Origin of the sequence: Massilia sp. Bi118 (genome assembly GCF_918697865.1) — a bacterium.
Classification (GTDB): domain Bacteria; phylum Pseudomonadota; class Gammaproteobacteria; order Burkholderiales; family Burkholderiaceae_D; genus Telluria.
The window spans coordinates 128,306-148,164 of the sequence record NZ_CAKKMV010000014.1 but is presented as its reverse complement, the minus strand read 5'-3'; the positions used below and the strand labels follow the sequence as shown (position 1 = coordinate 148,164).

Below are 19,859 nucleotides of genomic sequence, written 5' to 3'. Positions count from 1 at the left end.
ATGAAGCGCAATCGCGGATTCACCCTGATCGAACTGCTGATCGTGCTGGGCATCGTGGCCCTGCTGCTGACGCTGGCCGTGCCGCGTTTCTTCCCCAGCGTCGACAAGACGAAAGAGACCATCCTGGCCGAGAACCTGCGCACCACGCGCGCCGTGATCGACCAGTTCTATGCCGACACCGGGCGCTATCCGGAATCGCTGGAGCAGCTGGTCGAGAAAAAATACCTGCCCCACCTGCCGGCGGATCCGATTGCGGAGAGCGACGACAACTGGGTCATCGTGCCGCCCGAGGATCCGTCGCGCGGCAGCGTCTACGACCTGCACAGCAGCGCTGAGGGCAAGGGGCGCAACGGCAAGCCATATTCGGAATGGTAGCGGCGCAGCCTCCGTTCAGACCGGGCCGTGTGGGCGGCTTCACCTACGTCGGCCTGATCGTGCTGGTGGCGATCATCGGCCTGGTGGGCGCCGCCACCCTGAAGGCAGATGCGCTGCTGCGGCGCGCCGCCGCCGAGGAAGAACTGCTGGAGATCGGCGCGGCTTTTTCCGCCGCGTTGACCAGCTATGCGGAAGCGACCCCGCGCGGCCAGCCGACCCAGCCGCCATCGCTGGAAGAGCTGCTGAAGGACCCGCGCGTGCCGGGCGTGCGTCGCCATCTGCGCAAGATCTTCGTCGACCCGATCACCGGCAAGGCCGAGTGGGGCATCGTCTGGCTGAACAAGGGAACAGGCATCAATGGCAGTGGCGGCAGCGGCGTGCTGGCCGTGTACAGCCTGTCGCAGGCCAGGCCGCTGAAGCAGGCGAACTTCGATGCGCGCTTCCAGAACCTGGAGAACCGCGAGCACCTCGCGGACTGGAAATTTGCGGCGACCGGGAAGGGCGTGGCCCAGGGGCAGATCGGTCAGCCGGGGCAGGGACAGCCCGGTCAACCGGGTCTGTTCGGGCAGCCGGGCCAGCCCGCGACTGGCCAGCCGCCGGCGCCGGCGCCATCGGACCCGCCTTCGCTGTTCCCGGGGCGCGGCAATCCGGGCACGATGAAGCCCTCGCCGGCGGAGCCGCCGCCGCCCGAACCCGCTCAGGCGCCGCCCGAGAAGGCCGAGCAGCCGGAAGCGCCAGAGCCGCCGCAGCAATCCGAAGATTCGGGCTCCGGCGACGACGAGAAGGACGCCAGGGACGAGCGGGAGCGCAAGGACAAGGAAGCGCGCGACGCCAACCGGCGTTGACGCCCCCTCGCCGGGATCGGTCCGGGACTACTTGGCGCGGCGCATGAAGTCGCGCGGACGGAAGCCCAGCGCGAACAGCACCGCGAAATAGACGGCCGCACTGAGGCCGATGATCAGCAGCAGGGCGCCGATGCGCAGGATCGGATGCGCGCGCAGCGCGGCCCAGTCGAGCTGCCCCTGGCTGACCCAGGCCGCCGCGCCCATCAGCGCGGTCGCCAGGACCACTTTGACGAAGAAGGGCAGCCAGCCGGCGTGCGGGGTGTAGATCTGGCGGCGGCGCAGGCCCAGGTACAGGAAGAGGGCGTTGATGCAGGCGCCCATGCCGATCGACAGCGCCAGCCCGGCCACGCCCATGCCCAGCACCAGCACGAACAGCAGGTTCATCAGCTGCGTGGCGACCAGCACGCCGATCGCGATGCGCACCGGGGTGCGGATGTCCTGGCGCGCGTAGAAGGCCGGCGCCAGGATCTTGACCAGGATGATGCCCAGCAGGCCGACCGCATAGGCCATCAGCGGCGCGGTGGCGGCGGCCACGTGGGCGGCCTTGAACGCGCCATAGTTGAACAGGGTGGCGATCAGCGGCGTCGACAGCGCCGCCAGGCCGACCGCGGCGGGCAGTGCCAGCAGCAGGGTCAGGCGCAGGCCCCAGTCGAGCAGGGCCGAGTATTCGGTGATGTCGCCCTCGGTGTTGGCTTTGGACAGGCTGGGCAGCAGGATGGTGCCGAGCGCCACGCCCAGGATCCCGGTCGGGAATTCCATCAGGCGGTCTGCGTATTGCAGCACCGAGACGGCGCCGCCGCCCATGTTGGAGGCGTAGTTGGTATTGATGAGCAGGCTGATCTGGGCGGCGGAGACGGCGAACACGGCCGGCCCCATCTTCTTGAGGATGCGGCGCACGCCGGGGTCGCTGAGGCCGGCAAGCGGATTGAGGGAAAGGCGCGGCAGCATGCCGATGCGCTTCAGGGCCGGGATCTGGATCGCGATCTGGGCCACGCCGCCGACCATCACGGCCACCGCCATCGAATAGATCGGCACTTCGAAATACTTCACCAGGAAGAGCGAGAAGAAGATCGAGGACAGGTTCCACAACACCGGCGTGAAGGCCGGGATCTTGAATTCGCGCCAGGTGTTGAGCACGGCGCCCGACAGCACCACGAAGGACATGCAGGCGATGTAGGGGAACATCAGGCGCGTCATGACGACGCCCTTGTCGAAACCGTCACCGTCCAGGCCGCTGGCGATGCCCATCAGGATCAGCGGCGCGCCGACGATGCCGAGCACGCTGACCAGCACGGTCGCCCAGACCAGGGTGTTGGCGACGTGGTCGACCAGGCTCCTGGTGGCCGCCTCGCCCTTCTGCGTCTTGTACTCGGCCAGGATGGGCACGAAGGCTTGCGAAAAGGCGCCTTCGCCGAACAGCCGGCGCAGCAGGTTGGGCAGGCGGAAGGCTATATAAAAGGCATCGGTGTAGGGGTTGGCGCCGAAAGCGCGGGCGAACAGGGTGTCGCGCAGCAGGCCGGTGAGGCGGGAAACCATCGTCATGCTCGAGATGGCTGCCAGGGTTCGAAGTAGGTTCATAGCCCGCGATTATAGCTGGGCAATAGCCCACGGAAACCGCCGGACGTCGCTTTTTCCGGGCAAAAGCGGACTCGAGTATGAATTTGGAATTGCCCTGCGATGAAACCTTCGCTATAATCGAGGGCTGTATTGAATTCAGTTGGCAGACACTAATCGTTTGAGGTGTTTGCGGACGCAACTTACACCGATTAGGAAATTCCATGGCAAATACCGCACAGGCGCGTAAGCGCGCTCGTCAAGCAGTTAAGCAAAACGCTCACAACTCGGCTCAGCGCTCGACCCTGCGCACCGCGATCAAGGCTGTCAAGAAGGCCATCCAGGCTGGCGACAAGGCCGCTGCGACCACCATCTTCCAGCAGTCCGTGTCGACCATCGACAGCATCGCTGACAAGAAAATCATCCACAAGAACAAGGCCGCTCGCCACAAGAGCCGTCTGGCTGCCGCTATCAAGGCCCTGTCGGCCTAAGCGACACCCCCGCGCGGCCTCTGCCGTGCAGGTTCTGCAGGATGAAAAACCCGCCCGACCCCAGGTCCGGCGGGTTTTTTCGTTGCCTGTACCCGTAAATTCGGGGTCAGAGCACTTTTTGGCTGCAATTCGGGGTCAGAGCACTTTTTGAGGTAAGTGCCTGCGAGCATACTTGGGTGGTCTCATACGGGCACCGCTACCTCCTCGCCAAGTGACTCATGCTAGAAAGTGCAATCTGGACATTGCTCCAAAAGTGCTCTAACCCCGAATTTTCATTGCTCCAAAAAGTGCTCTGACCCCGAATTTTGGCTTACTTTTTAGGGCCTACCGCCTCGGCCGGCACTTCCATCCATTCACCGGGCATGAGCGGGTGGCTGGACAGCGAGAAGGGCCCGATGCTCATGCGTACCAGGCGCAGGGTCGGCAGGCCGACCGCGGCCGTCATGCGCCGCACCTGCCGGTTCTTTCCCTCTTCGAGCGTGATCGCGATCCAGCTGGTTGGCTTGTCCTGGCGTTGCCGGATCGGCGGGTTGCGCGGCCACAGCCAGTCGGGTTCGGCGATCTTCACAGCGCGGCAGGGCTTGGTCACGAAGTCGCCGAGGTCGAGCGGCGCCTGCAGGCGGGCGAGCAGGGCAGGCTCGGCCACGCCTTCCACCTGCACGATATAGGTCTTGGCTTCCTTCTGGTCCGGATGGGCGATGCGGTGCTGCAGTTTGCCGTCGTCGGTCAGCAGCATCAGGCCTTCGCTGTCGGCGTCCAGGCGGCCGGCCGGGTAGATGTTGGGGATATCTATATAGTCGGCGAGCGAGGCGCGGCCGTCTTCGGCGCTGAACTGGCAAAGGACCTGGAATGGCTTATTGAATAAGATAAGGGACATGGAAGAGGTTTTTAGAGCAAAATAGCAATCATCGATATTGTATTTCGGAGACCCCACGATGTACGAACATATTCAAGTGCCAGCCGAAGGCAGGAAAATCACCGTCAACCCGGATTGCTCGCTGAACGTGCCCGACCAGCCCATCATTCCGTACATCGAGGGCGACGGCACCGGCGTGGACATCAGCCCGGTGATGCTGAAAGTGGTCGACGCGGCGGTGGCGAAAGCCTACGGCGGCCAGCGCAAGATCAGCTGGATGGAGATTTTCGCCGGCGAGAAGTCGACCCGGGTCTACGGCCCCGACGTCTGGCTGCCGCCCGAGACCCTGGCCGCGGTAAAGGAATATGTGGTGTCGATCAAGGGGCCGCTGACGACCCCGGTCGGCGGCGGCATCCGTTCGCTGAACGTGGCGCTGCGGCAGGAGCTGGACCTGTACGTGTGTCTGCGCCCGGTGCGCTACTTCGCCGGCGTGCCTTCGCCGCTGAAGGAGCCGCAGAAGACCGACATGGTGATCTTCCGCGAGAACTCCGAAGACATCTATGCCGGCATCGAATGGGCCGCCGAATCCGAGGGCGCGAAGAAGATCATCGATTTCCTCGTGAACGAGATGGGCGTGAAAAAGATCCGCTTCCCGGAGACCTCCGGCATCGGCGTCAAGCCGGTCTCGCGCGAAGGCACCGAGCGCCTGGTGCGCAAGGCGATCCAGTATGCGATCGACAACGACAAGCCTTCGGTGACCCTGGTCCACAAGGGCAATATCATGAAGTACACGGAAGGCGGCTTCCGCGACTGGGGCTATGCGCTGGCGCAGAAGGAATTCGGCGCCGAGCTGATCGACGGCGGCCCGTGGTGCAAGTTCAAGAATCCGAAGACCGGCCGCGACATCACGGTCAAGGATTCGATCGCCGACGCCTTCCTGCAGCAGATCCTGCTGCGCCCGGCCGAGTACAGCGTGATCGCCACCCTGAACCTGAACGGCGACTATGTCTCGGATGCGCTGGCGGCCCAGGTCGGCGGCATCGGCATCGCGCCCGGCGCCAACATGTCGGACTCGGTGGCGATGTTCGAGGCCACCCACGGCACCGCGCCCAAGTATGCCGGCAAGGACTATGTGAACCCGGGCTCGCTGATCCTGTCGGCCGAGATGATGCTGCGCCACATGGGCTGGACGGAAGCGGCCGACCTCCTGATCAGCTCGATGGAAAAGGCGATCACCTCGAAGCGCGTGACCTACGACTTCGCCCGCCTGATGGAAGGCGCGACCCAGGTGTCGTGCTCGGGCTTCGGCGAGGTCATGATCGAGAACATGTGAGAGGAGGGCGCGGCGGGAGCAAGCCGCGCCGGCATAAAAAAGCCCCGCCGAAGCGGGGCTTTTTGCTTCCTGGCGAACGCTTACGCGCCGACGATGTTGGAAGCTTGCTTGCCTTTAGGGCCTTGCGTGACTTCGAATTGGACTTTTTGACCTTCTTTGAGGGTCTTAAAACCGTTCATGTTGATTGCGGAGAAGTGCGCGAACAAATCCTCGCCGCCGTCATCTGGGGTGATGAAGCCAAAACCTTTGGAATCATTGAACCACTTCACAGTACCTGTTGCCATAAAATAACCTTCGATTTTAAAAACGAATCACACGAGCCATAAAAGCAAGAAGCTTCTTGCCCCCTCCTCAGCCTGCTCACTTCTTATCAACTAGTACATAAGTACATGTCAATAACTGCATTGTTGTTGCAATAATCTTGTAAGTCAAGCGCTTTTGAGCACGTGTTGTAAAAACTTTCACTACTGCTTTAGAACAAGGTCTTGATTTTTGCAATCGGGGCGCCATCTGCGCGCAGCAGGGAAAACGCGTAAGATGGAAAGCACATGGGATCGCACAGGAAACTACCCTGATTGTCCCTGATTGTTAACGTACGCACGAACAGCGAAAGCATCTTAGAATACTCTTATGGCAACCAAGCACGATACCGAACAGCTGCTGGAGCGGCAGACCGTAAAGCCACCCCCCCTGTACCAGGTGGCGCTGCTGAATGACGACTACACACCCATGGAGTTCGTGGTCGCCATCATCCAGGAGTACTTCAATAAGGATCGCGAGACGGCGACGCAGATCATGCTTTCCGTACATCGCCATGGTAAAGGGGTGTGCGGCGTGTTTTCCAAAGATATAGCGTGTACCAAAGTGGAGTTTGTATTAACGCATGCGCGCAAGGCAGGGCATCCCCTGCAGTGCGTGATGGAGGAAGTATGATTGCGCAGGAATTGGAAGTCTCTTTACATATGGCCTTTGTCGAAGCCCGGCAGGCTCGGCACGAGTTCATCACGGTCGAACACCTGCTGCTGGCGCTACTCGACAACCCCTCGGCCGCTGAAGTCCTGCGTGCGTGCGCGGTCAACATCGAAGATCTGCGCAAGACCTTGACGAATTTCATCGGCGACAACACCCCGACCGTGCCCGGCACGGGCGAGGTCGACACCCAGCCGACCCTCGGTTTCCAGCGCGTGATCCAGCGTGCGATCATGCACGTGCAATCCGCCTCGAACGGCAAGAAGGAAGTCACCGGCGCCAACGTGCTGGTGGCGATCTTCGGCGAGAAGGATTCGCACGCGGTCTATTATCTGCACCAGCAGGGCGTGACCCGTCTCGACGTGGTCAATTTCATCTCGCACGGCGTGCGCAAGGACCAGCAGATCGACAGCCAGAAGGCGTCGGAAGGCGTGGAAGAAGCGCAGGTCGAAGGTGCGACGAAGGAAAGCCCGCTGGACCAGTTCACGCAGAACCTGAACAAGTCGGCTGCCGACGGCAAGATCGATCCGCTGATCGGCCGCGAGGAAGAAGTCGACCGCGTGATCCAGATCCTGTGCCGCCGCCGCAAGAACAATCCGCTGCTGGTGGGCGAGGCCGGCGTCGGCAAGACCGCGATCGCCGAAGGCCTGGCCTGGCGCATCGTCCAGGAAGACGTCCCGGAGATCCTGCAGAATGCCGTCGTGTATTCGCTTGACATGGGCGCGCTGCTGGCCGGCACCAAATACCGCGGCGACTTCGAGCAGCGCCTGAAGGCGGTGCTGAAGCAGCTGAAGGACACGCCGAACGGGATCCTGTTCATCGACGAGATCCACACGATCATCGGCGCCGGTTCGGCTTCGGGCGGCACGCTCGACGCCTCGAACCTGCTGAAGCCGGCCCTGGCGAACGGCCAGCTGAAGTGCATCGGCGCGACCACGTTCACGGAATTCCGCGGCGTGTTCGAGAAGGACCACGCACTGAGCCGCCGCTTCCAGAAGGTCGACGTCAACGAGCCTTCGGTCGAGCAGACCGTGCAGATCCTGCGCGGCCTGAAGTCGCGCTTCGAAGAGCACCACGGCGTGAAGTACTCGTCGTCGGCGCTCTCCACCGCGGCGGAACTGGCGGCGCGCTTCATCAACGACCGTCACCTGCCCGACAAGGCGATCGACGTGATCGACGAAGCCGGCGCGGCCCAGCGCATCCTGCCGAAGTCGAAGCAGAAGAAGACCATCGGCAAGACGGAGATCGAGGACATCATCGCGAAGATCGCGCGGATCCCCCCGCAAACCGTCAACCAGGACGACCGCAGCAAGCTGCAGACCATCGACCGCGACCTGCGCAACGTGGTGTTCGGGCAGGACCCGGCCATCGAAGCGCTGTCGGCCGCGATCAAGATGGCCCGTGCGGGCCTGGGCAAGCAGGACAAGCCGATCGGCTCCTTCCTGTTCTCCGGTCCGACCGGCGTCGGCAAGACCGAGGTGGCCAAGCAACTGGCCTTCATCCTCGGCATCGAGCTGGTGCGCTTCGACATGTCGGAGTACATGGAACGCCATGCGGTGTCGCGCCTGATCGGCGCCCCGCCGGGCTATGTCGGCTTCGACCAGGGCGGCCTGCTGACCGAGGCCATCACCAAGAAGCCGCACGCGGTGCTGCTGCTGGACGAAATTGAAAAAGCCCACCCGGACATTTTCAACATCCTGCTGCAGGTGATGGACCATGGCACGCTGACCGACAACAACGGCCGCAAGGCGGACTTCCGCAACGTGATCATCATCATGACCACGAACGCGGGCGCCGAAAGCCTGACCAAGCGCTCGGTGGGCTTCGTGGATTCGAAGGCGGCAGGCGACGAGATGGCCGACATCAAGCGCATGTTCACGCCGGAGTTCCGCAACCGCCTGGATGCGATCATCAGCTTCCGCGCGCTGGACGAGGAAATCATCCTGCGCGTCGTGGACAAGTTCCTGATGCAGCTGGAAGAGCAACTGCACGAGAAGAAGGTGGAGGCCGTCTTCAGCGAGAAGCTGCGCAAGTTCCTGGCCAAGAAGGGCTTCGATCCGCAGATGGGCGCCCGTCCGATGTCGCGCCTGATCCAGGACATGATCCGCAAGGCGCTGGCCGACGAGCTGCTGTTCGGCCGCCTGGTCAACGGTGGACGCGTGACCGTGGACCTGAACGAGAAGGACGACGTCTTCCTCGAGTTCCCGGAAGGCGACGTCCCGCCGCCGCCGGAGCCGGTCGAAACGGTCGAGATCGAGTAATCGCAGAACCCCGCCCCGGCGGGGTTTTTTTTCGCCTGTCATCCTGGCCCGGGGCGTGGTCATGAAGTTGTCATATGGCAATCCTATACTGCCGCCATCTTCGCTTCCGCCCACGCCACCATGCGCCTCTCCAGGATCCAGACCGGTACCAAGATCATCGGCGCCTTCGCCGCCGTTTCCGCCGCCATCGTCGTCATCTGCATCGTCGCCTTGTGGCGCATGCAGGCGGGCGACGCGCTGACGAAGGACCTCGTCGACAACAGGCTGGCCAGCCAGCAGCTCACCGCCGAATTGCTGGGCATGGCGCGCCTGAACGGGGTGCGCGCCGGCGCCATCGCGCGCAGCGACAGCCTGGAGGCGGGCGACTATTTCCAGGCCCAGCTGACCAGGGGCGACAAGGAGGAGGCCGCGCTCGAAGCGCGCCTGAAAGCCATGCCTTCAAGCCTGGAGGAGCGGCGCCTGGCGGAGCAGGCCGCACAGCGCAAGGCGGCCTGGCTGGCTGTGCGCAGGCAGGTGTTCCAGGCCAAGGACCTCGGCAAGACCCAGGAAGTCGAACAGCTGGCCTCGACCGTCATGGCCGCCAGCTTCGAGGCCTACACCAGGGCGCTCGATGCCCTACTGGCCTGGCAGACCCGCCATGCGCGCGAACTCGCGGCAACATCAAGCAGCGCCTCGCTGTTCAGCCGCATGCTGCTGCTGGCCGTGGGCGGCGCCGCGCTACTGCTGGGCGGTGCAGCCGGCTGGCTGCTCACGCGCAGCATCGTCGCGCCGCTGCAGGACGCGGTGCAGCTGGCCGAACGCGTCGCCCGGGGCGACCTCAGCGCCACCATCCGCCACGCGCGCGGCGATGAGATCGGCCGCCTGTTCGACGCCCTGAACCATATGACGGGCGGCGTCTCGGCCACCGTCGTGAAAGTTCTGTACAGCGCCCGCCTGATCGACGACGCCTCGGCCGACATTGCCGCCGGCAACCGCGACCTCTCGCAGCGCACCGAGCACCAGGCCAGCAGCCTGCACGCGACGGTCCAGGCGATGGCCGGGCTGCTTGAAACCGTCCAGCAGAACCACCTGAACGCCCACGACGCCAGCGAACTGGCGCTGGCGGCCTCCGGCGTCGCTAGGGAAGGGGCGGGCGCGGTCGAGCAGATGGTGGAGCGCATGGCCACGATCCGCCAGTCGGCCGCGAAGATCGGCGACATGACGGCGATGATCGACGGAATCGCCTTCCAGACCAATATCCTGGCCCTGAACGCGGCGGTGGAAGCGGCGCGGGCCGGCGCGGAGGGACGCGGCTTTGCCGTGGTCGCCAACGAGGTGCGCAGCCTGGCCCGGCACTCGGCCGCGGCGGCCAAGGAGATCAAGACCCTGATCGCGGCCTCGCTCGGCGCCATCGAATCCGGCGCGGGCATTGCGGGCAGCGCCGGCGCGACCATGCGCCAGATACTCGGCCGCGTGCAGCAGGTGGCCGACCTGATGAAAGCCATCGACGCCGCCAGCGCCGAGCAGGCCGAGGGCATTGCCCAGGTCCGCCGCACCGTCGCCGGAATGGATGAGGCGACCCGCCAGAATGCCGCGATGGTCGAGCAGGCCGCGGCGGCTGCCGAGACCATGCGCGCGCAGGCCGAACAGCTGACCGGCGTGGTGGCGACCTTCAAGGTGAGTGAGCAGGGGAGAGGAGCATTGCTGCTGCCGGCCTGAGGCTGGGCCTACTCTTTTTTGCACGTATGCACGCCAACTGGCCGTTTCACTATGGCAAACTCATGTTCTCTAGCAAACTTGTCTAAGTGAACATGAACGTCTCCCGCACCGTCCTTGCGCTGTCGCTCGCACTCATCGGCCAGCAGGCCGCCGCCGCCGATCCTTATTTCCGTTTTCCCGCCGTGCGCGGCGACACGGTCGTGTTCACCGCCGAGGGCGACCTCTGGCGCACGTCGATTCTAGGGGGCAAGGCCACGCGCCTGACCACCCACCCCTCAAGCGAAACCCATGCCGCCATTTCGCAGGACGGCAAGCTGGTCGCCTTCATCGCTTCCTACGAGGGCGCCCAGGAAGCCTATGTGATGCCGATCGAAGGCGGACTGCCCAAGCGCATCACCTTTGAAAACGGCGGCGTGAACGTGCTCGGCTGGACGGCGCAGGGCGAGGTCCTGGTCAGCCTCGAAAACCCGGTCGGGCCAGCCAAGCGCCGCGTGGTCGCCACGCTGGATCCGGTCAAGCTCACGCGCCGGGTGCTGCCGCTGGCCGACGCCAACGACGCCGTGCTGGACGACACCGGCCGCACGGTCTACTTCACGCGCATGGGTCTGTCGATGACCAACGATAACGTGAAGTCCTACCGCGGCGGCGCCTACGCGCAACTGTGGCGGTTCGACCTGAATTCGAAAAACGAGGCCGAGCCGCTGTTCAAGAGCGATGTCTCGAACAACCGCCGCGCCATGTGGTGGAAGGGCCGCCTCTACTTCATCAGCGATGCCGGCGGCGCCGACAATCTGTGGACGGCGCTCCCGGACGGCAGCGACCGCCGCGAGCTCACCCACCACAAGGCCTGGGACGTGCGCACCGCCTCGCTCGGCGACGGCCGCATCGCCTACCAGCTGGGCGCCGATCTGCATCTGTTCGACATCGCCAGCGGCAGCGATGCGACCTTGAGCGCCAGCCTGGTGTCGGACTTCGACCAGCAGCGCCTGCGCCGCGTGAAGTCGCCGCTCGACGCCCTGACCGGCATCGAGGTCGCCAGCAAGCTTGATCGTATCGTGCTGACCGCGCGCGGCCGCGTGACGATCGCCGGCACCGGCAGCCATCGCCGCGTCGAGATCGCGGTGCCGGAAGGCGCCCGCGCCCGCGGCGCCGTCTTCAGCCACGACGACAAATGGGTCTATGCGATCGCCGACAACAGCGGCGAAAACGAAATCTGGCGCTACGCCGCCGACGGTTCCGGCCACGGCGAACGCCTGACCACGGACGGCGCCAGCCACCGCTCGGCCCTCTACCCCTCGCCGGACGGCAAATGGCTGGCGCACACCGACAAGAAGGGCCGCACCTGGCTGCTCGACCTGGCCGCGCGCACCAATGTCATCATCGACGATGCCGGCCAGGCAGGCCTCGACCGTTCGGATCAGGTGGTGTGGTCGCCCGACAGCCGCAACCTGGCCTTCGTGCGCGCCGGCAGCAGCGAGCGGCGCGACCAGATCGGCATGTTCAACCTGGCGAGCCGCACGATCACTTTTGTGACCACCGACCGCTACGAGGCCAGCTCGCCGGCCTTCTCGCCGGACGGCAAATGGCTGTACTTCCTGTCGGCGCGCCACTTCAACGTGGACGGCAAGAACTCGGTCTGGGGCGACCGCAACATGGGACCGGTGTTCGACAAGCGCGTCGGCGTGTTCGCGCTGGCGCTGCAGCCGGACGTGCGCTTCCCCTTCAAGCCGGAAGACGAGCTGACCAGGCCGGAAGAGAAGTCGCCCGAGGCGGCGGCCAAGGCGGCCGTGAAGTCGCCGGGCGCGGAAGAGCCGGACAGCGCCAAGGGCGCGGCGGTCGCTGCGGCGGCTGCAGCAGCGAACGCGGCCGCCAAGACGAAACCGGAGCCGCCGACGCCGGCCATCGTCTACGCCGGCCTGCGCGAGCGCCTGTACGAAGTGCCTGTCGCGCCGGGCAACTACCGTGCGCTGGCGGTCGACGACAAGCGCCTCTACCTGCTCGAAGCCGGCGACGACGAAGCCGGCAAGGGCACTTTGAAGACCCTGGCGATCGCGCGCAGCAGCCCGCAGCCGGAGACCTTTGCCGCCAACGTGCGCGAATTCGGCCTCTCCACCGACCACAAGCACGTTTTCTACCGCACCTGGGCCAAGGGCACGCCGGGCGACATGCTGATCGTCGACGCCGCCGCCAAGGCGCCCGCGGATGTCAGCAAGGCCAAGGTCAAGATCGACGACTGGGCGGTGAGCTCGAACCCGCGCATGGAATGGAAGCAGATGTTCAACGACGCCTGGCGCATGCACCGCGACTTCCTGTACGACGCCAGGATGCGCGGCATCGACTGGAACGCCGTGCGCACCCGCTACGCGCCACTGGTCGAACGCGTGACCGATCGCGCGGAACTGGACGATGTGCTGGGCATGATGGTCGGCGAGGTCGGCGCGCTGCACTCGCAGATCCGTCCCGGCGACGTGCGCCGTGCGCCGGCCGAGGGCACGCCCGCCAGCCTGGGCGCCGTGCTGACCCGTGTAGCCGACGGCTACCGCGTCGACCATGTCTACCGCAGCGAACCGGAACTGCCGCTGGAGGCCGGCCCGCTGGCCGCGCCGGACGTCAAGGTGAAGGAGGGCGACATCATCACGGCCGTCAACGGCAAGTCGCTGACGGAAGCGCGCGACATCGCCGACCTGCTGCTGGACACCGCCGGCAAGCAGGTGCTGCTGAACGTGAAGAGCGACGCCAAAGCAGGCGCCAAACCACGCGCCCTCATCGTGACCCCGGTCTCGATGGCCACCCACGCCAGCCTGCGCTACGCCGACTGGGAACAGGGCAGGGCACAGCAGGTCGACACGAGCTCGAAAGGCAAGATCGGCTACCTGCACCTGCGCGCCATGGTGGCGCGCGACATCAACGCCTTTGCGCGCGACTTCTACGCCAACATCAACAAGGAAGGCCTGATCATCGACGTGCGCCGCAATAACGGCGGCAACATCGACAGCTGGATCATCGAAAAGCTGCTGCGCCGCTCCTGGGCCTTCTGGTCCTCGAACGGCAAGCAGCCCTACTCGAACATGCAGAACACCTTCCGCGGCCACCTGGTGGTGCTGACGGACGAGCTGACCTATTCCGACGGCGAGACCTTTGCCGCCGGCGTCAAGGCCCTGAAGCTGGGGCCCCTGGTCGGCAAGCGCACCGCCGGCGCCGGCGTCTGGCTCAGCGACGGCAACGGCCTGGCGGACAACGGCATGGCGCGCGTCGCCGAGAACGGCCAGTTCTCGAGCGATGGCGACTGGCTGATCGAAGGCGTGGGTGTGACCCCGGACGTCGAGGTCGACAACTTGCCGAACGAGACTTTCAACGGGCGCGACCGCCAGCTCGAAGCCGCCATCGAACTGCTGGAGAAGAAGCTGAAGGAGCAGCCGGTGAAGCCCTGGAAGCCGGCTGCGATTCCTGCCCTTAAACGCTAATCAAACGGCGGCCAGTGCCCGCGCCAGATCGGCGCGCTGGTCGTCGACATGCTCGATGCCGACCGACAGCCGGATCAGGCCATCGCCGATACCCAAAGCCGCCCGCTGCTCCGGCGGGATGGTCGCATGGGTCATGATGGCCGGGTGCTCGATCAGGCTTTCCACGCCGCCCAGGCTTTCGGCCAGGGTGAAGACTTCGCAATGCTCGAGGAAGCGGCGCGCACCTGCCAGGTCGGTGTCGAGGTCGATCGAGATGATGCCGCCGTAGCCGTGCATCTGGCGCCGCGCCAGCTCGTGCTGCGGATGCGAGGCCAGGCCCGGGTACCAGACGCGGCTGACCTTGCGCTGGTCTTCCAGCCAATGCGCCAGCTCCATCGCATTGGACGAGCTGCGCTCCACGCGCAGGGCCAGGGTCTTTATACCGCGCAGCACCAGGAAGCTGTCGAAGGGCCCCTGGATCGCGCCCACCGCATTCTGGATGAAGCCGAGGCGTTCACGCAGCGCCTGGTGGCGCGCTTCCGTGCCGACCACCGCCACCCCGCCGATGACATCTGAATGGCCGTTCATGTATTTGGTGGTCGAGTGCACCACGATGTCGATGCCTTGCTCCAGTGGGCGCTGCACAATGGGGCTGGCGAATGTGTTGTCGCACACGCTGAGGACGCCGCGCTCGCGACACAGCGCGCCGATGGCGTGCAGGTCGGCCAGCTTGAGCATCGGGTTGGTCGGCGTCTCGACCCACACCATCTTCGTCTCAGGGCGCAGCGCATTGGCCAGGGCCAGCGGGTCGGTCAGGTCGACGTAGCTGAATTCGTGGCCGGCGCTGTGGCGGCGCACGCGTTCGAACAGGCGGTAGGTGCCGCCATACATGTCGTCGCCGGCGACGATGTGCGAGCCGGCCGGCAGCAGCTCCAGCACCGCGGAGATGGCCGCCAGGCCGGACGCGAAGGCGAAGGCCGCGCCGCCGCTTTCGATGTCGGCCACGCAGCGCTCCAGCGCCCAGCGGGTCGGGTTGTGCGAGCGGCCGTAATCGAGGCCCTTGTGCACGCCCGGGCTCTCCTGGGCGAAGGTGGAGGTCGCGTAAATCGGCGGCATCACCGCGCCGGTGGAGGGGTCGGGCGCCTGGCCGCCGTGGATGACGCGGGTGGCGATGTGGCGCTTGTCTTTGCTTTCGCTCATTTCAGGGTCCTGCGCAGATGGTTGAGTAGGTCGAAGCGCGTGATCAGGCCGTAAAAACGGTCGCCTTCCGCGATCACCACGGTCAGGCCGCGGTCGAGGATTTCCCTCACCTGATGCATGCTGCCCGACGGTGGCAGGGTCTGCAGCGCGGAAGTCATGGTGCCGGACACCGGCGCCTGGAAATGCTCACGCTCGTCGGTCACGTGCATGAGGATATCGGATTCGTCCACCAGCCCGACCAGGCGGCCCCGGTCGATGACGGGCAGCTGGGCCAGGTCGGCGCTGCGCATGCGGTTGAAGGCGGTTAGCAGAGTGTCGCCCGGGGCCACGGTGACGACGTCGCCGTCGTCGAAGCGGCGCCCGATCAGGTCGCGCAAATCGCCCGTGCGCGGGCGCTGCAGCAGTCCCTGGTCGACCATCCAGCCGTCGCTGTAGACCTTGGTCAGGTAGCGCGTGCCGGTGTCGCACACGAAGGTGACCACGCGCTTGGGCGTGCTCTGCTCGCGGCAGTAGCGCAGGGCCGCGGCCAGCAGGGTGCCGGTGGAAGAGCCGGCCAGCAGGCCTTCCTGGCGCAGCAGGGCGCGCGCGGTGTTGAAGCTTTCCTCGTCGCCGATGGTATAGGCCCGGCGCACGCGCGACAGGTCGGCAATCGAAGGGATGAAATCCTCGCCGATGCCCTCGACCGCCCACGAGCCCGAGACTGTCGACACCTGCCCGATGCGCACGTACTCGGCCAGGATCGAGCCCTGCGGATCGGCCAGCACGAATTCCACGTCCGGCTGCACCTTCGCGAAATAGCGCGACAGGCCGGTCAGGGTGCCGGACGAGCCGACGCCGACCACGATCGCGTCCACCTCGTGCTTCATCTGCTCCCAGATCTCGGGGCCGGTGCCGGTTTCGTGGGCCAGCGGATTGGCAGGGTTGTTGAACTGGTCGGCGAACCAGGCGCCGGGAATTTCGCGCGCCAGCCGCGCCGCATAGTCCTGGTAGTACTCGGGATGGCCCTTGCCGACGTCCGAGCGGGTCAGGTGAATCTCGGCGCCGAGGGCCTTCAGGTGCAGCACCTTTTCGGCCGCCATCTTGTCCGGCACCACCAGCACCACGCGGTAGCCCTTGATGCGGGCCACCAGCGCCAGGCCCAGGCCGGTATTGCCGGCGGTCGCTTCGACCACGGTGCCGCCGGGCTGCAGGCGCCCGTCCAGCTCCGCCGCCTCGATCATGGCGCGGCCGATGCGGTCCTTGATGGAGCCGCCGGGATTCTGGGATTCGAGTTTGAGGAAGAGCTGGCAGGGACCGGTGTCCAACCGGGTGACCTCGACCAGCGGGGTATTGCCGATCAGGGAGAAGATTGCGGCGGAAGATGCGGGCTGTGGAGCAGGCTGCGAAGCTTTCATGATTGCCTCCGAATGCGGGTCGGACGCCGCTTCGTGCGGCGGCGCCATGCCGTATAAACAAAGCATGTTACGGCGGATTTCTATGGTCTGCTTTGTCGCGCGACATGGTTCCCGCGTCTCAAGTGAGCTAGCAGCGGGCTGATGCGGATCTCAGATCAGGCCCAGTCTCAGCGCCTTGACGACCCCGGCCGTCTTGTTCTTGACTTCCAATTTCATCAGTACATTATTGATGTGGAAATTGACTGTACGCTCAGTGATATGCACCTTGTCGCTGACCTGGGCGGAGGTTGCGCCATCGGCGGTCCAGCGCAGGATCTCGGCTTCGCGCCGGGTGAGCTGTATCGATGGCTGCGGGAGGAGGCGCTGCATCAGGCGGCCGGACAGCACCTCATGCGCTGCCTGGCCCAGCCATGACATCTGGTAAGCATTGTGCTGCAATTCCTGCGCCGAAAGCGGCTCGTGCGAGCGGGCCAGGGTCAACAGGCCGGCAACGCCGCGACCGTCGTGACAGGACTGCGACCACCCGACACGCAGTCCGTGGCCGCGCGCATCTTCCCAGAAAGGGCGGGCTTCCTGGAACACGGCTTCCGACCACACCAGCGGCATCACCGACCGGCTGCCATGGGCCACGGTCGGGTCGATCGACAGATAATCTTCCTGGGCGTAACGTTGCAGCCAATCCGGAGAGTAATTGCTCAGTATTGCCACCTGAGGCGCCGCGATGGGCAGCGGCAGCCGCATGCCATAGGAGCAAAAATCGAAGCCGAGGTCTTTGGCGGCACGCGCCAGGCAGTTGGAGAATGCCTCGTCGGACCGGGTCTCGAGCAATGCCTGGAGCTGATCTTCTCGCCAAGTGTTCATGAAAAAAGAATTACAAAGCCGGACTGATGCATTGTAGGTCGAAAAGAGACATCGGCAAGGAAAAAATCTGTCAAATTTTACAGTTACGATGCACTGTGGGTTGCGGCAAGATGTCTCTCGTCAACTACGTCAACTGTTACCGGAGATGTTCATGCGCACCCTGCTATCCCTGTTCTCGCTGTCTTCCTGCCTGCTGCTGGCCAACGCCCACGGCGCCGACATCACGCGTATCGACGCGCACACGCTGCTGCTCAAGGGGGCCATTGAAAGGGGCGACGATGCCAAGCTGGAAAAGATGTACACGCCGGGCACGACGCTGCTGAAGGTGCGCAGCGTCGGCGGTGACAGCGAAGCCGGCATCCTCATGGGCAGCTTCATCCATGACAAGAACCTCGACCTGGAAGTCGTCGGCGGTTGCGCATCCAGCTGCGCCAACTACCTGTTTCCCGCCGCCCGCCACAAGACCATTCCCGCTGGCGCCGTGCTCGGCTTCCACGGCACGCTGACGCTGACCGCACTGGCTGGCAAAGAGGAAATGCGCCGCCAATTCACCGCAAGCGGCATGCCGCCGGACGAAGTCGAGAAACAACTGCCGGTCATGGTCGAATACGTCAATCGCATCGCCAGGATGGAAAGCGAATTCGTGGCCAGGATCGGGGTCAATCCCCAGTTCTACCGCGACTTCAAAACCATCGCCGAAAACGCCGATGCAGTCGAGAAGCAATACGCCTCGAAGCAGGTCGAGCCCTTGTGGTGGCCCTCCAGCGAGCGCCTGGCCGCGTGCTACGGCGTACGTGGCGTGACCGACCTCGGCCGCCCGGCGGCGCTGGACAGCGTCGGCCACGCGCTCGATGAAACGCACGGTCAGTTGCATTTGCTGCTGCTCGGCGACCAGCCCTTGCCGCGCTGCGGAAAGTAAAGCCGCTGGCCGGCCGCTTCAGGTGCCGGCCTTCAGCCGCCGCCACAGCGTCGTGCGGCTGATGCCCAGGTGGCGTGCGGCGGCGTCGCGCTGGCCGTGGAAGCGCGCCAGCACCTCGGTCACGGTCTCCTGCGGGCGTGGCGCGGCCGAGGGCAGGGCGACCGGCGCGGCGGCTTGCGGCGCATTGCCCAGCTCCGGCGCCACCGCCAGCAGGAAGGCTGGGGTCAGGGCCTGCAGCGGCTCGGCCGCCAGGAATAGCGCCAGCCGCTCCATCAGGTTGCGCAGCTCGCGCACATTGCCGGGCCAGGCGTAGGCCTGCAGCACGGGCGCGCAGGCCGCGATCTCGGCGCCCAGGTTCGGATGCGGGCGCGCGCTCAGGGCCGCCATCGCGTTCTTCAGCGACCACTCGGCCAGCGCCGGGATGTCGGCGCGGCGCTCTGCTAGCCTCGGCAGCACCAGGCGCAGCACCGCCAGGCGGTAGTATAAATCGGCGCGGAAGCGGCCTTCGCGCACGCGGGCGTCGAGATCGCAATGGGTGGCGCTGATCACGCGCACCTCGATCGGCACCGGGCGCGTGCCGCCCACCCGCATCACCTCGCGCTCTTCCAGCACCCGCAGGAGCCGCGTCTGCAATGCGAGCGGCATCTCGCCGATCTCGTCGAGGAAGAGGGTGCCGCCATTCGCCGCTTCGAACAAGCCCGCATGGCCGCCGCGCCGCGCCCCGGTGAAGGCGCCTTCCTCGTGGCCGAACAGTTCCGATTCCAGCAGCGATTCAGCGATCGCGCCGCAATTCACCGCGACGAAGGGCCGGTTGGCACCGCGGTGCGGGCCCTCGCGGTGGATCGCCTGGGCCACCAGCTCCTTGCCGCTGCCGGTCTCGCCCTGGATCAGCACCGTGGCCTTGGAGCGCGCATACAGCACCACGGTCTGGCGCAGCTTTTCCATGGCCGCGGACTCGCCGCGCAGGTCGTTCAGACCGCGCCGCGCGCGCCGCGGGTCCGGGCTGCCGCGCCGTCCGCGGCCGGATTCGAGCCGGGTCAGGCGCGCCATTTCGAGCGCATCGTCGAAGGCCTGGCGGATCGAGGCCGCCGAGTACACGAACACCGCCTTCAGGCCCGCTTCCTCGGCCAGGTCGGTAATCAGGCCGGCGCCGACGATCACCTCGACTCCGTCCGCCTTCAGTTCCTCGATGGCGGCGCGCGCGTCTTCCTCCGTCACGTAGGTGCGTTGAAAGATGGCGAGGCCGAAGGTGGCGGTGAATTCGGCCAGTTCCGGCATCGGCTGCTGGTAGCTGATCACCGCGATCCGCGGCGACAGCCTGCGCGCGCGCGCCAGCGCCTGCATTACGTCGCTGCCGCTGGCCTTGGCCACGACCACCGGCACCGACACGCGGCCTTTCAGATAGGCCGCGTTCGAGCCGGCCGCGATCACGACGTCGCAATGGTCGCTCGCCATGCGTTCGCGGATGTGGCGCGCGGCTTCGTCGAAGCCCAGGTGCAGCGGCTCGATCTGGGCCAGGTGGTCGTATTCGAGGGTGATGTCGCGGAACAGGTCGGACAGGCGCGAGACCGAAACGGTCCAGATCACGGGCTTGTCGACGGCGTCGTGGGAAGCGTTTCCTGGGATGCGGGCGGGAGGACTCATGTTGCAAGTGTAGCGC

General features: G+C 65.4%; 16 protein-coding genes. 9 read left to right on the top strand and 7 right to left on the bottom strand.

Going from position 1 to position 19,859, the window contains the following annotated elements:
* Both LQV39_RS20260 and LQV39_RS20255 read left to right on the top strand, forming a co-directional pair.
* Positions 1-375 (top strand): type II secretion system protein, encoded by a 375-nt coding sequence (locus LQV39_RS20260; RefSeq protein WP_230028298.1) that lies wholly within the window; start codon positions 1-3, stop codon positions 373-375.
* Between the two features lie 29 nt (positions 376-404).
* Positions 405-1,220 (top strand): type II secretion system protein, encoded by an 816-nt coding sequence (locus tag LQV39_RS20255; RefSeq protein ID WP_230028291.1) that lies wholly within the window; start codon positions 405-407, stop codon positions 1,218-1,220.
* A 27-nt stretch (positions 1,221-1,247) separates the two neighbouring features.
* Here LQV39_RS20255 and murJ read toward each other — a convergent pair whose 3' ends face one another.
* Positions 1,248-2,798: a murein biosynthesis integral membrane protein MurJ gene (murJ, locus tag LQV39_RS20250; RefSeq protein ID WP_230028283.1), complete on the bottom strand. Its 1,551-nt coding sequence runs from the start codon at positions 2,796-2,798 to the stop codon at positions 1,248-1,250.
* A gap of 200 nt (positions 2,799-2,998) precedes the next feature.
* Here murJ and rpsT point away from each other — a divergent pair, with 200 nt between their 5' ends.
* On the top strand, positions 2,999-3,265 hold the full coding sequence (gene rpsT / locus LQV39_RS20245; protein ID WP_047823157.1) for a 30S ribosomal protein S20: 267 nt from the start codon (positions 2,999-3,001) through the stop codon (positions 3,263-3,265).
* A 310-nt stretch (positions 3,266-3,575) separates the two neighbouring features.
* Here rpsT and LQV39_RS20240 read toward each other — a convergent pair whose 3' ends face one another.
* Positions 3,576-4,142, bottom strand: coding sequence for a pseudouridine synthase (locus tag LQV39_RS20240; RefSeq protein ID WP_230028276.1), 567 nt, complete (start codon positions 4,140-4,142; stop codon positions 3,576-3,578).
* A gap of 58 nt (positions 4,143-4,200) precedes the next feature.
* Here LQV39_RS20240 and icd point away from each other — a divergent pair, with 58 nt between their 5' ends.
* Entirely contained in the window at positions 4,201-5,454 is a 1,254-nt protein-coding gene (icd, locus tag LQV39_RS20235) for an NADP-dependent isocitrate dehydrogenase (protein ID WP_230028274.1), read from the top strand.
* Positions 5,455-5,534: 80 nt separating this feature from the next.
* Here the strand turns inward: icd and LQV39_RS20230 are convergent, their stop codons facing one another.
* On the bottom strand, positions 5,535-5,738 hold the full coding sequence (locus tag LQV39_RS20230; RefSeq protein WP_036165387.1) for a cold-shock protein: 204 nt from the start codon (positions 5,736-5,738) through the stop codon (positions 5,535-5,537).
* 346 nt (positions 5,739-6,084) lie between these two features.
* Here LQV39_RS20230 and clpS point away from each other — a divergent pair, with 346 nt between their 5' ends.
* The 4 genes from clpS (at position 6,085) to LQV39_RS20210 (ending at position 13,846) form a co-directional block, all read left to right on the top strand.
* Positions 6,085-6,387, top strand: a complete 303-nt coding sequence (clpS, locus tag LQV39_RS20225) for an ATP-dependent Clp protease adapter ClpS (RefSeq protein WP_027864722.1) — start codon at positions 6,085-6,087, stop codon at positions 6,385-6,387.
* Entirely contained in the window at positions 6,384-8,684 is a 2,301-nt protein-coding gene (clpA, locus tag LQV39_RS20220) for an ATP-dependent Clp protease ATP-binding subunit ClpA (protein ID WP_230028272.1), read from the top strand. Before clpS ends, clpA begins: the two co-directional genes overlap by 4 nt.
* A 120-nt stretch (positions 8,685-8,804) precedes the next feature.
* The gene (locus tag LQV39_RS20215) at positions 8,805-10,382 is read left to right on the top strand and encodes a methyl-accepting chemotaxis protein (RefSeq protein WP_230028270.1); all 1,578 of its coding nucleotides are present in this window, start codon (positions 8,805-8,807) and stop codon (positions 10,380-10,382) included.
* 92 nt (positions 10,383-10,474) lie between these two features.
* Positions 10,475-13,846, top strand: a complete 3,372-nt coding sequence (locus LQV39_RS20210) for a S41 family peptidase (protein WP_230028268.1) — start codon at positions 10,475-10,477, stop codon at positions 13,844-13,846.
* Here LQV39_RS20210 and LQV39_RS20205 read toward each other — a convergent pair whose 3' ends face one another.
* The 3 genes from LQV39_RS20205 to LQV39_RS20195 all read right to left on the bottom strand — a co-directional run bounded on the left by LQV39_RS20205 (position 13,847) and on the right by LQV39_RS20195 (position 17,280).
* Complete coding sequence (locus LQV39_RS20205) at positions 13,847-15,025, bottom strand: PLP-dependent aspartate aminotransferase family protein (protein WP_230028266.1); 1,179 nt, start codon at positions 15,023-15,025, stop codon at positions 13,847-13,849.
* On the bottom strand, positions 15,022-16,419 hold the full coding sequence (locus LQV39_RS20200; protein WP_230028264.1) for a cystathionine beta-synthase: 1,398 nt from the start codon (positions 16,417-16,419) through the stop codon (positions 15,022-15,024). Before LQV39_RS20200 ends, LQV39_RS20205 begins: the two co-directional genes overlap by 4 nt.
* 150 nt (positions 16,420-16,569) lie before the next feature.
* On the bottom strand, positions 16,570-17,280 hold the full coding sequence (locus LQV39_RS20195) for a LuxR family transcriptional regulator (protein WP_230028262.1): 711 nt from the start codon (positions 17,278-17,280) through the stop codon (positions 16,570-16,572).
* Positions 17,281-17,431: 151 nt separating this feature from the next.
* Between LQV39_RS20195 and LQV39_RS20190 the strand changes: the two genes are divergently transcribed.
* On the top strand, positions 17,432-18,199 hold the full coding sequence (locus tag LQV39_RS20190) for a hypothetical protein (protein ID WP_230028260.1): 768 nt from the start codon (positions 17,432-17,434) through the stop codon (positions 18,197-18,199).
* Positions 18,200-18,217: 18 nt separating this feature from the next.
* Here LQV39_RS20190 and prpR read toward each other — a convergent pair whose 3' ends face one another.
* The gene (prpR, locus tag LQV39_RS20185; RefSeq protein ID WP_230028259.1) at positions 18,218-19,843 is read right to left on the bottom strand and encodes a propionate catabolism operon regulatory protein PrpR; all 1,626 of its coding nucleotides are present in this window, start codon (positions 19,841-19,843) and stop codon (positions 18,218-18,220) included.
* Between the last annotated feature and the right edge of the window lie 16 nt (positions 19,844-19,859).

Coding starts and splice junctions, on each gene's coding strand:
- clpS (WP_027864722.1), top strand. CDS start 6,085: ATGGCAACCAAGCACGATACCGAACAGCTGCTGGAGCGGCAGACCGTA.
- LQV39_RS20205 (WP_230028266.1), bottom strand. CDS start 15,025: ATGAGCGAAAGCAAAGACAAGCGCCACATCGCCACCCGCGTCATCCAC.
- LQV39_RS20190 (WP_230028260.1), top strand. CDS start 17,432: ATGCGCACCCTGCTATCCCTGTTCTCGCTGTCTTCCTGCCTGCTGCTG.
- LQV39_RS20210 (WP_230028268.1), top strand. CDS start 10,475: ATGAACGTCTCCCGCACCGTCCTTGCGCTGTCGCTCGCACTCATCGGC.
- rpsT (WP_047823157.1), top strand. CDS start 2,999: ATGGCAAATACCGCACAGGCGCGTAAGCGCGCTCGTCAAGCAGTTAAG.
- murJ (WP_230028283.1), bottom strand. CDS start 2,798: ATGAACCTACTTCGAACCCTGGCAGCCATCTCGAGCATGACGATGGTT.
- icd (WP_230028274.1), top strand. CDS start 4,201: ATGTACGAACATATTCAAGTGCCAGCCGAAGGCAGGAAAATCACCGTC.
- prpR (WP_230028259.1), bottom strand. CDS start 19,843: ATGAGTCCTCCCGCCCGCATCCCAGGAAACGCTTCCCACGACGCCGTC.
- LQV39_RS20215 (WP_230028270.1), top strand. CDS start 8,805: ATGCGCCTCTCCAGGATCCAGACCGGTACCAAGATCATCGGCGCCTTC.
- clpA (WP_230028272.1), top strand. CDS start 6,384: ATGATTGCGCAGGAATTGGAAGTCTCTTTACATATGGCCTTTGTCGAA.
- LQV39_RS20195 (WP_230028262.1), bottom strand. CDS start 17,280: ATGAACACTTGGCGAGAAGATCAGCTCCAGGCATTGCTCGAGACCCGG.
- LQV39_RS20240 (WP_230028276.1), bottom strand. CDS start 4,142: ATGTCCCTTATCTTATTCAATAAGCCATTCCAGGTCCTTTGCCAGTTC.
- LQV39_RS20200 (WP_230028264.1), bottom strand. CDS start 16,419: ATGAAAGCTTCGCAGCCTGCTCCACAGCCCGCATCTTCCGCCGCAATC.
- LQV39_RS20230 (WP_036165387.1), bottom strand. CDS start 5,738: ATGGCAACAGGTACTGTGAAGTGGTTCAATGATTCCAAAGGTTTTGGC.
- LQV39_RS20260 (WP_230028298.1), top strand. CDS start 1: ATGAAGCGCAATCGCGGATTCACCCTGATCGAACTGCTGATCGTGCTG.